This is a genomic window from Methylotenera sp., from assembly GCF_029945705.1.
Taxonomy (GTDB): domain Bacteria; phylum Pseudomonadota; class Gammaproteobacteria; order Burkholderiales; family Methylophilaceae; genus Methylotenera.
This window is the reverse complement of sequence record NZ_JAQSDC010000049.1, coordinates 1-14,283: the sequence shown is the minus strand read 5'-3', so window position 1 is coordinate 14,283 and position 14,283 is coordinate 1. Positions and strand designations below refer to the sequence as shown.

Here is a 14,283-nt window from a genome sequence, read left to right as displayed (position 1 = left end):
TTGCATGGCATTAAAAAAACTAAAACACTCAAATAACACAGACCATATTTTCAAGAACCTTAAACTTAAGTCTGTTCTAATGTTAGTTTCTGGATTGTTTGCAAATTCAGCATTGGCACTTGAACCCTTTGTAGTAAAAGACATCCGTGTGGAAGGTTTACAACGTACCGAGGCAGGTACCGTGTTTACTTATTTGCCAGTTAAAGTTGGCGAAACGATGAATGATGATCTTGCTTCGCAAGCGATTAAATCTCTATACAACACTGGTTTTTTTAAAGATGTGCGTATAGAGGCCGAAGGTGATGTTTTAGTAGTAACAGTGCAAGAACGATCATCAATTGCACAAATCGATTTCAGCGGTAATAAATCATTCCCAACAGATAAAATGAAAGAGGGCTTGAAGCAGATTGGTATTGCTGAAGGTCAGATTTTTGATAAGTCGCAATTAGACAGAGCTGAGCAAGAAGTAAAGCGCCAATATTTATCTCAAGGTAAATATGGTGCAACGGTTAAGGCTGTTGTTTCGCCATTAGAACGTAATCGCGTGGCTGTGCGTTTTGATATTGAAGAGGGCGCCGTTTCAAAAATCCGCAGTATTAATATCGTGGGTAATCAAGCCTTTAGTATGGATGATTTACGCGCTGAATTTTTACTCACCACGCCTAATTGGATGAGTTGGTGGAATAAAGACGATCAATATTCAAAACAAAAGCTCAATGCCGACCTTGAAGCACTTCGTTCATTTTACTTAAATCGCGGTTATCTTGAGTTTAATATCGATTCAACACAAGTTTCAATTACACCTGATAAAAAAGATATTTACATTACAGTCAATGTGACTGAAGGTGAGAAATACACAATTTCAGAAGTGAAATTAGCTGGCGATACCATTGTGCCTGATGCTGAAATACAGCAACTAATTACAGTTAAAAAGGGCGATACATTTAGTCGTGAAAAAATTACTGAGTCTAGCAAAGCCATTAGTGATAGATTAAGCAATGAAGGTTATGCATTTTCAAATGTTAACCCAGTACCTGAGGTTAATAAAGAGCAACATATTGCCGCATTTACCTTTTTTGTAGATCCAGGTAAGCGCGTATATGTTCGACGTATTAACATCGCTGGTAATACCAGAACGCGTGATGAAGTGCTTCGTCGTGAAGTGCGCCAGCTAGAGTCTGCTTGGTATGCTTCAGATAAGATTAATCGTTCAAAAGAACGTTTAGTCCGTACTGATTTTTTCTCTGACGTAAACATAGAAACACCCGCTGTACCAGGTACAACTGATCAAGTGGATCTAAATATCAGTGTTACTGAAAAGTCGACAGGAAGTATACAGTTTGGCGCAGGTTTATCTAGTAGTGAAGGAGTGGTGCTAGGAATTACCGTTAATCAGAATAACTTTTTAGGTACTGGTAATCGTGTAAGCGCTCAAATTAACACTGGTAAGGTAAATACTACATATTCACTTTCTTATACCGATCCTTATTTCACGCCAGATGGTGTAAGCCGCGGGTTTGATATATACCGTCGTGATGTTGATACAAGTTCACTTAATGTTGCATCTTATAACACCTCATCTTATGGTGGTGGCGTAAGGTTTGGGATACCTTTAAATGAGCGCGATGGCATCAACTTTGGACTAGCAGCTGACTTTACTACAGTAGATTTAAATACAAACAGCCCCATACAATATCAAAAATTTTGTGGCAATGCTACTGGCTGCAGTAGCAACTCTATCGTAGTTTCTGGAGGTTGGTCTCACGATACACGCGATAGCATTATGTTTACTAATAATGGCGTATTGCAAAAACTTAGCGGCGAGGTTTCTTTGCCTGTGCTAGATTTGAACTACTACAAAATCGATTACAAACAGGCGTGGTTCAAAAACGTATATAAAGACTTCACATTTATGTTGAATGGCGAAATAGGTTATGCCGATTCATACGGTAATAAAAACTACCCTTTCTTCAAAAACTACTTTATGGGTGGCGTCAACTCCGTGAGAGGTTATGATAATGGCTCGTTAGGTCCTAGAGATATTGACCCTATATCAGGGTTAGATTTTGCTGTAGGTGGTACTAAGCGCTTATTAGGTAATGCTGAGTTGTTTTTCCCAGTTCCTGGGTTAAAAGATTCAAAACAATTTAGACTAAGCGCATTTTTAGATGGCGGTAATGTATGGGGTTCGGATTCATCATACAGTTTAAGTGATCTTCGTTACTCAACTGGACTTGGTATTAGTTGGCTTTCACCGTTTGGACCGTTAAAGCTAGTATATGCTAAACCATTGAATAGCAAGTCTACTGATAATACGCAGAGCATACAATTCCAATTGGGTTCTCAATTCTAGTTTCTGGATTATTCTCCAAAGTAAGATGAATCGTGATGCAGTGTTGCCAAGCCTTATGGCATAATAGTGTGAGTAAATTAAAGTAGTTGTTTTAGGAGGTTTTAAGTGAGTAGTACCTTGAAAAAATTATTGATAGTAAGTTTGATGACTTTTGCCATGAGTGTAAATGCTGCAGAGTTGAAAGTCGGTTATGTGCAAGTAGACAAAATTCTACAAGAAGCACCGCAGACGGCTGAAAGTGGTAAAAAATTGGAGAAGGAGTTTAGTCCGCGCTCTCAAGAGTTAGACCGCATGGCTAAGCAAATCAAAGATTTAGAAGCTGCACTTGATAAAGATGGGTTAACCATTGCAGAAGCTGATCGTCGCAGTAAAGAGCGCGATGTGCAAAATATCAAAACAGAATTTCAACGCAAGCAACGTGAGTTACGTGAAGACATCAATTTACGTAAAAATGAAGAGTTAGGTAGCTTACAAGATCGTATCAACAAAGCAGTGCAATCTGTAGCTAAAGCTGAGAGCTATGATTTAGTGATGTATAGTGGCGTTGCTTATGCTGCAGATAAAATCGACATTACTGATAAGGTATTGAAACTGTTAGGTAAAAAATAATTTAAAGTTAACATTTAGTCACTAAAAGTAATTTTTAGGGCAAGAGCTATGAGTAAAAATTACGCGCTTAGTGATATTGTAGATGCATTAGGTGGTCGTATTGTTGGTGATAATACGACCATTATTTCACGAGTTTCTTCCCTACAAAATGCCAGTTCTGGCGACATTTGCTTCATTAATGATGCCAAATACCTAAAAGCGCTGTCTGCCAGCCAAGCCAGTGCGTTTGTTTTAAGAGAGAAAGACGCTGAGTTAACTTCACTACCAAGAATTATCGTAGAAAATCCTTATGCATATTTTGCTAAGGTATCAGCATTTCTAAATCCACCAGCGGAGTACACTTTAGGTGTAGCGCCAAGTGCGGTTGTCGATACAAGTGCGACTATTCCTAAGTCATGTAGTGTTTCAGCATTAGCTGTGGTTGGAGCCAATGTAGTGCTAGGGAATAATGTTATTATTGGCAGTGGTTGTGTGATTGAAAATGACGTAAAAATTGCCGACAATACCCGCTTAGAACCTAATGTCACGATTAAACACCATTGTCTTGTTGGAAAAAATTGTCATATTTTTTCTGGTGCTGTCATCGGTTCAGATGGCTTTGGCTATGCAGAAGAAGCTGGTAGATGGCTTAAAATCCCACAAGTTGGGCGTGTGATCATTCATGATTATGTCGATATAGGCGCCAATACTACGGTTGACCGTGGCGCGTTAGATGACACGATTATTGAGGAAGGGGTTAAGCTAGACAACCTCATTCAGATAGGTCACAACTGCGTGATTGGTGCACACACAGTGATTGCTGGGTGTACGGGGATTGCAGGTAGCGCAAAAATTGGTAGGCATTGTAAGATTGGTGGTGCGGCCATGATATTGGGGCATTTAGAGATAGCAGACAACGTCACTATCTCGCCAGGCAGCATGATTACGCGCTCATTACCCACTGCCGACACCTATACAGCGCTGATGCCATTTCAAACACATAAAGCATGGCTTAATACGGCAGCAAAGATTCGTCATTTAGATGAGCTGTCAGATAAAATTAAACAACTTGAAAAAGCGCTAGCTCTGTTAAAATCTAACAATTAAGAACTATAGAAAATAAATACTATTGAAAATATAGTCATCATCTATAAGAAGCATAATCTATCAGAAGTAAGTTGAGGCAATAATGACCACTAATATCGAATCTACCAGCATGGACATCCATGAAATCCTTGAACATCTCCCTCATCGTTATCCTTTTGTACTGATAGACCGTATTGTTTCACTAGAGTTAGGTAAAGAAATCACTGCGTTAAAGAATGTGACTATCAACGAACCTTTTTTTCCTGGTCACTTTCCTCACCATCCAGTCATGCCTGGCGTGTTAATCGTGGAGGCGATGGCGCAAGCTGCTGCAGTATTATCATTTAAAACAATGGGTGCAAAACCAAGTGATGACTCTGTTTATTATTTTGCAGGTATTGATAGTGCACGTTTTAAAAAGCCAGTGTCCCCGGGCGACCAGGTTATTTTAAACGTTAAGATTGACCGTATTCTAAAAGGTATATGGAAATACTCTGGCGTGGCACGTGTAGATGGTGTGGTGGTTGCCGAAGCAGAAATGATGTGCATTTTAAAAACGATAGAAAAAAAAGAAAAATAAGCGATGTCAGTAACAAAAATTCATCCAACGGCTATTATTGATGCCAAGGCGGAACTAGATTCTAGTGTGGAAATTGGCCCATATTCTATTATTGGCGCAAATGTCAGAATTGATTCTGGTACGCGTGTAGCGGGCCACGTGATGATTAACGGCCCAACAACCATTGGAAAAAACAATCAAATATTTCAATATTCATCACTAGGTGAAGCGCCTCAAGATAAAAAGTATCGAGATGAGCCAACGCTATTAGAAATAGGTGATAACAACACTATTCGCGAGTTTTGCACATTTAATCGCGGCACAATTCAAGATAAAGGCACGACTAAAATCGGTAGTGACAATTGGATTATGGCCTACGTTCATATTGCGCACGACTGCGATGTTGGCAATCACACTATTCTCGCGAACAACTCATCACTGGCTGGCCATGTGGATATTCACGACCATGTAATATTGGGTGGCTTTACGCTGATTCACCAGTTTTGTAAAGTTGGCTCGCATGTCATTACTGCGGTAGGTTCGGTTGTGTTCAAAGATATTCCTCCTTACGTAACAGCTGCGGGCTATGATGCTAAACCACATGGCATTAATGCTGAGGGCTTGAAGCGTCGCGGCTTTAGTGCCGACAGCATTTTACAAATCAAACGTGGTTATAAAGCTTTATATCGCAATGGCCTTACTTTAGATGAGGCAAAAATTGAACTTGCAGCGATGCAAGCTACCACCCCCGAAATCGGTTTGCTGACTGATTTCTTGAATGTCTCAACGCGCGGCATCGTCCGTTAATTTATCATCATGGTGAGAATAGGTATTGTTGCTGGAGAAGCTTCAGGTGATTTGCTTGGCAGTCACCTGATGCAAGCATTAAAGTTAAAACGCTCTGATATTGAGTTTGTCGGCATAGCTGGGCCAAAAATGTTGGGTGAAGGTGCTCAGTCGCTGTTTCCTATCGAGCGATTATCCGTACGTGGTTATGTTGAAGTCATTAAACATCTTTTTGGGCTGCTTAGATTACGTCGTCAATTGTTAAATCACTTGCTTGCTAATCGCATTGACTTATTCATAGGAATTGATGCACCAGACTTTAACTTTTGGCTTGAAAAGAAATTAAAGAGTAAAGGTATTACCGCTATTCATTATGTGAGTCCCTCTGTGTGGGCTTGGCGTAAAAATAGAATTAAGAAAATTAAGCATTCAGTGTCACATATCTTGGCACTATTTCCATTTGAACCTGCGTTATATCAGCATGCCGGTATACCAGTCACCTATGTTGGTCACCCGTTAGCAGATATATTGCCGTTGGAACCAGATACTACAGCAGCACGTGAAGGTTTAAAGCTAAAGCCTTCCGCTTTGGTAGTGGCTATGTTACCTGGTAGCCGTCAAAGTGAGGTGCAGCAACATGCAGAGTTGTTTGTTAAGACGGCAAAACTGATCTATGCAGACTTTCCTAATGCCGTGTTTTTAGTGCCACTCATCACACGAGAAACTAGACAAATATTTGAATTAGCTATTTTTCACGAAAATGAAAGTTTGCCTATTCAAATATTATTCGGCCATGCGCATGATGCTATGGAAGCCGCTGATATTGTAATTGTAGCCTCTGGCACAGCCACGCTAGAGGCCGCGCTATTAAAGAAACCGATGGTGATTACTTATAGAATGCCTAAACTAAGCTGGCAAATTCTTAAGCGCATGCGTTTGCAGCCTTATGTAGGATTGCCTAATGTATTAGCTGAGAAGTTTGTAGTACCCGAATTGTTGCAGGATGAATCTACCCCTGAAAAGCTTGCAGAAGCCACTATCAAACTGTTAAGTGACGCTGACAACCTCGCAGAAATTAAAGCTGAATTTACAAAAATTCACCATAGTTTAAAGCAAAATACGGCAGAAAAAGCAGCAAATGCCATTCTTGCTTACTTGGCCTAAGTGACAACATCAACGTTAATCTGTGGTGCCGATGAGGCAGGGCGTGGGCCTCTAGCTGGTGCAGTTTATGCTGCCGCCGTTATCTTAAATCCTGACAGACCAATCATTGGACTCGCAGACTCTAAAAAACTCTCTGAAAAGAAACGTGATTCTCTAAGCGCTGAAATTAAACAACATGCACTGGCTTGGGCGATAGCTAGTTGCAGCGCGCAAGAAATAGATGAAATCAATATCCTACAAGCTAGCTTGCTAGCCATGAGACGTGCCATTGAAGCTATGCAAGCACAGTTTGGCATTACTCCTGATTTAGTACAAGTAGATGGCAATAAATGTCCAAAAATTAGTCTACCATGCGAAGCTATAGTGAAAGGCGACAGTAAAGTACAAGCTATTTCTGCTGCGTCTATACTTGCTAAAGTAGCGCGCGATGCTGAATTGTACGAGCTAGATAAAATCTACCCACAATATGGCTTTGCAAAGCATAAAGGTTATCCAACGGCTTTTCATTTGGAAATGTTGGATGCACATGGAATTACACCAGTGCATAGACTCAGCTATGCTCCAGTGAGACGCTTAAGCCAATAACAGAAATACCGTCGGCCGTTTATGCAAATCAGGCAGTTGTGATTTTTTCCAACTAGTGATTGTTTTTGTCACGATCATTTCAGATTCTAAACTAATATCACATGCTACACACAGCCTTGTATTGGGCTGGCAGACGCTCAGTATGGCCTCTAACATATGTTGGTTGCGATAGGGTGTTTCTATAAATAGTTGCGTTTCTTTGTGTGAGAGCGAGCGCTTCTCAATTTCTTTGAGCTTTTGGTTACGTTGCGTTTTGTCGACTGGTAAATAACCTAGAAACGCAAATTGTTGACCATTAAGACCTGAGGCCATCATGCTTAATAAAATGGAGCTTGGTCCCACAAATGGTACGACGCGAATCCCTTTTTGATGGGCTAATTCCACTAGTCTAGCCCCTGGATCTGCCACACCTGGGCAGCCAGCGTCACTCATTAAGCCTACATCTCTACCTGCTAGGAGTGGTTTTAATAAATCTGGTAAGGCTTTATCTTCAGTATGTTCATTGAGCAAATTTAACGTGAGCTCACGGACTGGCTTAGCCGTCTTAATTGTGCTTAAAAAATGCCGTGCGGATTTTTCACTTTCCACCACAAAAACATCTAATTGCTGCACGATGCTGATGACGTCGGGCGGCAACACCTTAGTGATATTATCTTCTCCAAGAGTGACTGGAATTAAGTAAAGTGTTCCTAGTTTTAGCATGTTATTGATTTCATAGTAATCTTTAGGGGATATTGCTTGTTCTGCTTAACTCCCGCCAACTTATATGATGGAACGGAGTTTTACTTGCAGACTAATTTAGTACTTAACAACCGCTTTATAGCTTAATGTTGTATTGCTTTCAGCAGGGACTTCAACTTTCCAAACAGCTAAATGGCTATTCACCTTTTTGTGAGGTTGACTTTCAGAGGTAATGGTCCAATCGCCAGAAATAGGCTCTTGCACGATAACCGTCATTTTTTCTTTCTTCGCGTTTTTTAAGACAATTTCATAGGCGCTTTCATACGCACTGTGACCTTTTTGCGGATTAGGTAGTATTTTAAAACTAGTTTGCTTTTTATCGGCAGTCACATCAAAAGACTCACCTAGTTTTAAGCGTACCACTTCATTTTTAGGCGTATGGTCGATGCTGTCTTCACCCACGAATTGTGCATTGCCAGCACCATCTTTTTTATAAACACGCAATATGCCTTTGGGTAATGGCATGCCTAATTTTGAGGCTTCTTTATTTTCAAACTCAACAAACACCCCAACTTTCATTTTAGTCCCGAGATCGCCATAGCTACTTTGATAGTAATAATCCGCACCACGTAAGACTAATTCTTTACGCGCAGGTACATTCGATGCAGAGAGTAGGGCAACTTGTTTGGTTTGGTTTTCTGCAATTGTGGTTGCACGATCCAAGGTATAGAGGTGATATTCGAGTAAGGACTCTTCAGACATTGGTGCGGCAGCTTCAGCCATCATCACATCGCCGCGCATCGCTTTTGCCATGGGAAAAATTTGTGGAGGTTGAACTCGATTCACATCACCAGCCACTAATTGCAATTTAGCATTTTTATAACTTGCACCACTCGTGTTGGTGAGCGTTACCCAGCCAGACAAATCAATGCTGTCTTCTTTCGGACTTAACTCGGCAACATAATCGGCCTTCCAGCCCAGCCCACCTGTTAAATAGCTCAACTCAACGGTTTGGTCAGTTGCACCTTTGTTATTGATTCGTGTGACTAATGTTGGTCTGTCACGTAAGTTATCTGGAACGTCATCATAAACAATTCTGCCAGGAATGCCTGTTTCAATACGATTGCCAATTTGAAGCACTATGCCGTTGTTTGCCGAAAGAACTGTGGCTTTCTCTGTGGTTTCAGCACCTGTCGTTGGGTGAGTTTTTACGATATTTACAGATTTACCTACATATTTCTCAAGTAGTTTTTGTGGAGTCAGTAAATCAAAATCAAAGTTTTGCTCAAGTAAGGTCAGGCTGCCTGGTGCATTGATGCTGCGTAACAGTGCCGTTTCTGGGCGAATTTGTGCACTCACATCACGTAATGCTAAGGCATTTAAGCCAGTTTTAAGCATCACATGGCGTGTATCTTTGACCAACGCTAAATCACCGTTGTAGATGGTGACGGCTACATTCTGCTGGTCGTTTAATGTGCTGCGCGTTTCATCTAAATCCATCGCAAATGCTCCTGTATAAATTGTAGATAGTGTAGCTAGCAAGATGAGCTTGTGCTTCATTGGCTGGCGAATAAGTGACATATTTAATCTCCAAAATTGGTTAAATGATAAGCGTGTTAGTGTTAAGTTCAACACGCTATGATTCATTAAACGTGGCAAGCTGCGAAAAGGGTTAAATTATTTTAATATTTTTAAAGTTATTTATAAAACCGAAATATTTTCGTTCTCTAGCATATTGATTAACTTTATAAGTGGCAGACCAATTAACGCATTCGGGTCTTCACCTATCAAGCGTTCCATTAATGCGATACCTAAGCCTTCAGATTTTGCGCTGCCAGCACATTGGTAAGGTTGTTCTTTATTGAGGTAGTTTTCGATTTGCTCATCACTGAGTTGTCTAAAACGTACGAGATAAGGCACAACTTCAGCCTGCATATTGCCTGTAGCTGCATTGTATAAGCAAAGTGCGCTGTGAAAAGTAACCTCGCGGCCACGCATGGACTTTAACTGCTTAGTGGCATTGATGTGATTGAGAGGCTTACCGAGCTGTTCACTATCTAACGTAGCCACTTGATCGCAGCCTATCACTAGAGCATGTGGATATTCAGCTCCAATTTTTCTAGCTTTATCTTGCGCCAATCTTAAAGCCGTTTCATGCGGCTTTTCATTTTTAAGTGGAGTTTCATCCACGCGTGGCGAAATGCTGCTAAATGGAATTTGTAGCTTTTGCAGAAGCTCGCGCCTAAACTCAGATGAGGAAGCTAATATCAGCGTTTGTTTCATAGTTTTTTTCATAGCTTATATGTGTTTGGTAAGTGTTTATAAATGTTTTATAGATGATTGATTCTATATAAATTACTAGGTAAATAAAAAGCCGACAGGATTATTCTGTCGGCTTTTAGGTTAAATTTTAAAATATTTATTCAGGTTGAATTTCAAGTAGAGACTCATCGGGCGTCACTGTGTCGCCTTTAACCACATGGACTGCAACCACTACGCCAGTAGCTGCAGCTTGAATTTCATTCTCCATTTTCATCGCCTCAATGACTAACACACCATCACCTGCCGTCACTTTGTCGCCCGCTTTTACTTTCACCGCAACTACTGTACCTGGCATTGATGTCGTGACATGACCCGCGTGAGAAGGGCGTGGTCGACCACTTTTAGCTGTGCCTGAAGCGGCCTTTTTCTTACCGCCACCATTGTTAACACCGCCTGAAACTTCAATTTCACTCAAGGTTTCAACAATGACCTCTTCTGCAATACCGTCGATAGAAACATAGAATGGACGCTTTTCTTCACCTGCATGACCGCTGCCTGTGAGATTGATATGGAAGGTTTCGCCATGTAATGTGACTTTAAATTCACTTGGTGCAAAGCGAGATGCCGAAGCATTTACTGCGGCTTTATCAAGCAAGGCTTCAGGTTGTAACGAACCAGCGATACGTTCTTGTAAGAACGTTTTGCCGATGTCTGGGAACATTGCAAATGTCAGTACGTCTTCTTCAGATTGAGCAAAGCGTTCAGATTCACTGGTGAGCTTTGCCATTTCAGGAGTTAATAAATCAGCTGGTCGGCAGGTAATAGGTTCGGCATCGCCGATTGCTAATTTTTTTACTTCTTCATTCACAGCGCTAGGCGCTTTACCGTACTGGCCTAAGAAATAGTTTTTAACTTCATTGGTAATAGATTTGTAACGTTGGCCAGTCATCACGTTGAGTACCGCTTGCGTACCAACAATTTGTGAAGTTGGTGTTACCAATGGAATGTAGCCAAGGTCTTTACGTACCAATGGAATTTCAGCTAATACAGCATCCATACGGTCTAACGCGCCTTGCTCTTTTAATTGATTGCTCAAGTTTGAAATCATGCCGCCTGGCACTTGATTCAATAGTACGCGTGTATCAACACCTGAGAACTCACTTTCAAACTGCCAATATTTTTTACGAACTTCGCGAAAATAGGCTGTGACCTCTTGCATGGCAGCAATGTCCAAGCCAGTATCAAACTCAGTACCCTGCAAAGCCGCGATCATACTCTCAGTCGTAGGATGGCTTGCGCCTTCTGAGAATGCTGCGCTACAGGTATCAATCATGACAGCGCCATTTTCGAGTGCGCGTAGCAAGTTCATGCTAGCTAAGCCGCTTGTAGAATGGCTGTGTATGTGAATCGGCAAGTTTACATTTGCACGCAGTGCTTTTACCAAATCAACAGTGGCTTGTGGTGTAAGTAGTCCAGCCATATCTTTAATAGCAATGGTATCTGATCCCATTGCTTCGAGTTCTTGAGCAATGCCAACAAAGTGCGCTACATCATGCACAGGGCTTGTTGTGTAGCTAATGGTACCTTCAGCATGTTTGCCAGCTTTTTTAACTGCTTGAATTGAAACTGCTAAATTGCGTGTGTCGTTAAGTGCATCAAAAACACGGAACACATCAACGCCATTATCAGCAGACTTCTGTACGAAAGCCTGCACTACATCATCAGAGTAATGGCGATAACCAAGCAAATTTTGACCACGCAAAAGCATTTGAATGCGCGAGTTTGGCAGTGCTTTACGTAGTTTTTGTAAGCGCTCCCAAGGATCTTCTTTTAAATAGCGTACGCAAGCATCAAAAGTAGCACCACCCCAAGCCTCAAGTGACCAAAAGCCAATCGCATCTAACTTACTACAAATGGGCAACATATCTTCTGTGCGCATGCGCGTTGCGATATGACATTGATGCCCATCGCGTAAAACAAGCTCGGTGACGTGTACTTTTGGTGTTTGGCTCATATTTAACTCTTTACTTTAATTAATACGTTTAACTATATGTTTTTATGATTATATTTTTATGAAACATTCCTGTTTTATAAATTAAGAATCAATCAACTAAATACCTTCATGCGCAGCGATTGCTGCTGAAATTGCTGCAGCAATCATCTCAGGTGGAATTTCATTCTTGTAATTTGTGAGTTCTGGGTGTGACTCAACAAAGCTAGTGTTAAAGTTAGCATCCCTAAAATCTTGATGTTTTAAAATCTCTTGGTAATATGGAATCGTAGTTTTTACACCATAAATCAGCATATCGTCGAGTGCACGACGACCACGTTCAATAACGCTCTCCCAGTCTAGCGCCCAAACAGTCAGCTTGGCACACATAGAGTCATAATAGGGCGGAATAACATAGCCACTGTAGATCGCAGCATCCATGCGCACGCCAGGTCCACCAGGCGCGTAGTATCGTGTAATTTTGCCAAAGCTAGGTAGGAAATCATTTTTTGGATCTTCCGCATTGATACGGAACTCCATCGCATAACCTCTAAATTGCACTTCTTTTTGCTCGTATTGAAGTGGCAGGCCGAAAGCTACACGAATTTGCTCTTGTACAATATCAATACCGGTAATGGTTTCAGTCACGGTGTGCTCAACTTGTAAGCGCGTGTTCATTTCCATGAAATAGAAAGTATTGTCAGAATCTAATAAAAACTCCACCGTCCCAGCATTTTCATAGCCAACAGCTTTAGCCGCTTTAACTGCCAAGCCGCCAATATAGTCACGTTGCGCTTGAGTAAGTTGTGGTGATGGCGCAATTTCAATTAACTTTTGATTGCGACGTTGAATTGAACAGTCACGTTCAAATAAGTGAATCACATTGCCTTGTGAGTCAGCTAAAATTTGCACTTCAATATGGCGTGGGGAAACCACACATTTTTCTAAAAATACTTCAGGTTTACCAAATGCCTTACTTGCCTCTGAAATAACGCGGTCATAATTACCTAATAATTCTTTTTCGCTATCGCAGCGACGAATGCCACGCCCACCACCACCATTAGTGGCTTTTAACATCACTGGGTAGCCAATTTTTGCTGCTAAAGCTACTGCTTCATTTAAGTCTTTTAAATTGCCATCACTACCTGGAGTGCATGGAATGCCAGCGCCTGTCATGGCATTTCTAGCTTGGATTTTATCGCCCATTTGGCGAATGACTGCAGCATTTGGCCCAATAAATTTAATACCCCGGCGTGCGCATATCTCCGCTAATTCTGGATTTTCTGACAAGAATCCATAACCAGGATGTAGCGCATCACAGCCGGAAGCTACTGCAAGATTAACAATATTGTGCGCGTTTAGATAGCCTGCAACTGGGTCTGCGCCTATGTTATAAGCCTCATCTGCCTTTTTAACATGCAAAGCTTGGCGATCTGCATCCGCATAAATCGCGACAGACTTAATGCCCATTTCTGAGCAAGCGCGTACAATACGCACTGCGATTTCACCACGGTTAGCTACGAGAATTTTTTTGAACACGTTACAGCCCTTAAATTTGATACTCAAACCCAGCAATTGTAACATGTGTATCGTTAGAGCTAAATCCCCAACACTAAATTTTGAGCACTAAAAATGAGCATGAACACAATATTAATAGACAACATTGCTTTTTCGAAAAAAAATGATCGTATAGAAGGCGAGTTATCTCTTCAAGACTTTCCTAGGTTAGAAGAGTTAATGCAATCTTCTAACTTAACAAACCCTACAAAAATAAGCTACACAGGCTTAATTAGCTACGTGCTGCAAGGCAAGACTGACTCAGTGGGCCAACATATTTTACAGTTAACGGTAGCTTGCAACCTGACTACAGCATGTCAGCGTTGCTTAAATGCAATGCCGCTTAATTTAAGTTTAAATTTCAATTATTTAATCGGCGAAGTGAGCGATACAGATGTCGAAGCGGTTGATGTTGATAATAGCGACGATTATGACTTACAGCAGGCGAATAAAGCGATGGATTTAATCGCGTTAATTGAAGATGAAATCATCATGGCCATGCCCATTGCGCCTATGCATGAAGAGGGTTGCAGCGAGCTAACGACACAAAGTGGCGAGAAGCCAAATCCGTTTGCGGTGCTTAAGGGTTTAATTAAGAGCTAGACTGCATATATATAAAGGGCATCTCTAAAAATCCACCATAATTTTGCAAACTGAGACTATGTGTGGCTA

At 41.2% G+C, this 14,283-nt stretch carries 13 protein-coding genes; 8 read left to right on the top strand and 5 right to left on the bottom strand.

Translation table 11 applies throughout. From position 1 onward, the window contains the following. The first annotated feature begins 4 nt into the window (after nt 1-4). The 7 genes from bamA to rnhB all read left to right on the top strand — a co-directional run bounded on the left by bamA (nt 5) and on the right by rnhB (nt 7,121). Entirely contained in the window at nt 5-2,353 is a 2,349-nt protein-coding gene (gene bamA / locus PSU78_RS10610) for an outer membrane protein assembly factor BamA (protein WP_300387779.1), read from the top strand. Between the two features lie 105 nt (nt 2,354-2,458). Then, nucleotides 2,459-2,962: an OmpH family outer membrane protein gene (locus PSU78_RS10605; RefSeq protein ID WP_300387778.1), complete on the top strand. Its 504-nt coding sequence runs from the start codon at nt 2,459-2,461 to the stop codon at nt 2,960-2,962. 48 nt (nt 2,963-3,010) lie between these two features. Beyond that, nucleotides 3,011-4,048, top strand: coding sequence for a UDP-3-O-(3-hydroxymyristoyl)glucosamine N-acyltransferase (lpxD, locus tag PSU78_RS10600; RefSeq protein ID WP_300387777.1), 1,038 nt, complete (start codon nt 3,011-3,013; stop codon nt 4,046-4,048). Nucleotides 4,049-4,130: 82 nt separating this feature from the next. Then, complete coding sequence (gene fabZ, locus PSU78_RS10595) at nt 4,131-4,607, top strand: 3-hydroxyacyl-ACP dehydratase FabZ (RefSeq protein WP_013148020.1); 477 nt, start codon at nt 4,131-4,133, stop codon at nt 4,605-4,607. Between the two features lie 3 nt (nt 4,608-4,610). Then, nucleotides 4,611-5,393, top strand: a complete 783-nt coding sequence (gene lpxA / locus PSU78_RS10590; RefSeq protein WP_300387774.1) for an acyl-ACP--UDP-N-acetylglucosamine O-acyltransferase — start codon at nt 4,611-4,613, stop codon at nt 5,391-5,393. 9 nt (nt 5,394-5,402) lie between these two features. Beyond that, entirely contained in the window at nt 5,403-6,536 is a 1,134-nt protein-coding gene (lpxB, locus tag PSU78_RS10585; protein ID WP_300387772.1) for a lipid-A-disaccharide synthase, read from the top strand. Further along, nucleotides 6,537-7,121, top strand: coding sequence for a ribonuclease HII (rnhB, locus tag PSU78_RS10580; protein WP_300387770.1), 585 nt, complete (start codon nt 6,537-6,539; stop codon nt 7,119-7,121). Here rnhB and PSU78_RS10575 read toward each other — a convergent pair. From PSU78_RS10575 to PSU78_RS10555, 5 genes are all read right to left on the bottom strand, one after another. Next, nucleotides 7,110-7,823 carry an SAM-dependent methyltransferase gene (locus tag PSU78_RS10575; RefSeq protein ID WP_300387768.1) on the bottom strand — a complete coding sequence of 238 codons (714 nt, stop codon included), beginning with the start codon at nt 7,821-7,823 and terminating at the stop codon, nt 7,110-7,112. The two genes, rnhB and PSU78_RS10575, sit on opposite strands and share 12 nt — an antisense overlap. Before the next feature lie 96 nt (nt 7,824-7,919). After that, on the bottom strand, nt 7,920-9,383 hold the full coding sequence (locus PSU78_RS10570) for a DUF4139 domain-containing protein (protein ID WP_300387766.1): 1,464 nt from the start codon (nt 9,381-9,383) through the stop codon (nt 7,920-7,922). A 120-nt stretch (nt 9,384-9,503) separates the two neighbouring features. Next, on the bottom strand, nt 9,504-10,085 hold the full coding sequence (locus tag PSU78_RS10565; protein ID WP_300387929.1) for a Maf family nucleotide pyrophosphatase: 582 nt from the start codon (nt 10,083-10,085) through the stop codon (nt 9,504-9,506). A gap of 136 nt (nt 10,086-10,221) precedes the next feature. Beyond that, nucleotides 10,222-12,078, bottom strand: coding sequence for a sodium-extruding oxaloacetate decarboxylase subunit alpha (gene oadA / locus PSU78_RS10560; RefSeq protein WP_300387764.1), 1,857 nt, complete (start codon nt 12,076-12,078; stop codon nt 10,222-10,224). 96 nt (nt 12,079-12,174) lie between these two features. Beyond that, on the bottom strand, nt 12,175-13,593 hold the full coding sequence (locus PSU78_RS10555) for an acetyl-CoA carboxylase biotin carboxylase subunit (protein ID WP_300387762.1): 1,419 nt from the start codon (nt 13,591-13,593) through the stop codon (nt 12,175-12,177). Between the two features lie 99 nt (nt 13,594-13,692). Between PSU78_RS10555 and PSU78_RS10550 the strand changes: the two genes are divergently transcribed. Then, the gene (locus PSU78_RS10550) at nt 13,693-14,214 is read left to right on the top strand and encodes a YceD family protein (protein WP_300387760.1); all 522 of its coding nucleotides are present in this window, start codon (nt 13,693-13,695) and stop codon (nt 14,212-14,214) included. The last annotated feature ends 69 nt before the right edge of the window (nt 14,215-14,283 follow it).

Coding starts and splice junctions, on each gene's coding strand:
- lpxB (WP_300387772.1), top strand. CDS start 5,403: ATGGTGAGAATAGGTATTGTTGCTGGAGAAGCTTCAGGTGATTTGCTT.
- PSU78_RS10570 (WP_300387766.1), bottom strand. CDS start 9,383: ATGTCACTTATTCGCCAGCCAATGAAGCACAAGCTCATCTTGCTAGCT.
- bamA (WP_300387779.1), top strand. CDS start 5: ATGGCATTAAAAAAACTAAAACACTCAAATAACACAGACCATATTTTC.
- PSU78_RS10565 (WP_300387929.1), bottom strand. CDS start 10,085: ATGAAACAAACGCTGATATTAGCTTCCTCATCTGAGTTTAGGCGCGAG.
- fabZ (WP_013148020.1), top strand. CDS start 4,131: ATGACCACTAATATCGAATCTACCAGCATGGACATCCATGAAATCCTT.
- lpxA (WP_300387774.1), top strand. CDS start 4,611: ATGTCAGTAACAAAAATTCATCCAACGGCTATTATTGATGCCAAGGCG.
- PSU78_RS10550 (WP_300387760.1), top strand. CDS start 13,693: ATGAACACAATATTAATAGACAACATTGCTTTTTCGAAAAAAAATGAT.
- oadA (WP_300387764.1), bottom strand. CDS start 12,078: ATGAGCCAAACACCAAAAGTACACGTCACCGAGCTTGTTTTACGCGAT.
- PSU78_RS10575 (WP_300387768.1), bottom strand. CDS start 7,823: ATGCTAAAACTAGGAACACTTTACTTAATTCCAGTCACTCTTGGAGAA.
- lpxD (WP_300387777.1), top strand. CDS start 3,011: ATGAGTAAAAATTACGCGCTTAGTGATATTGTAGATGCATTAGGTGGT.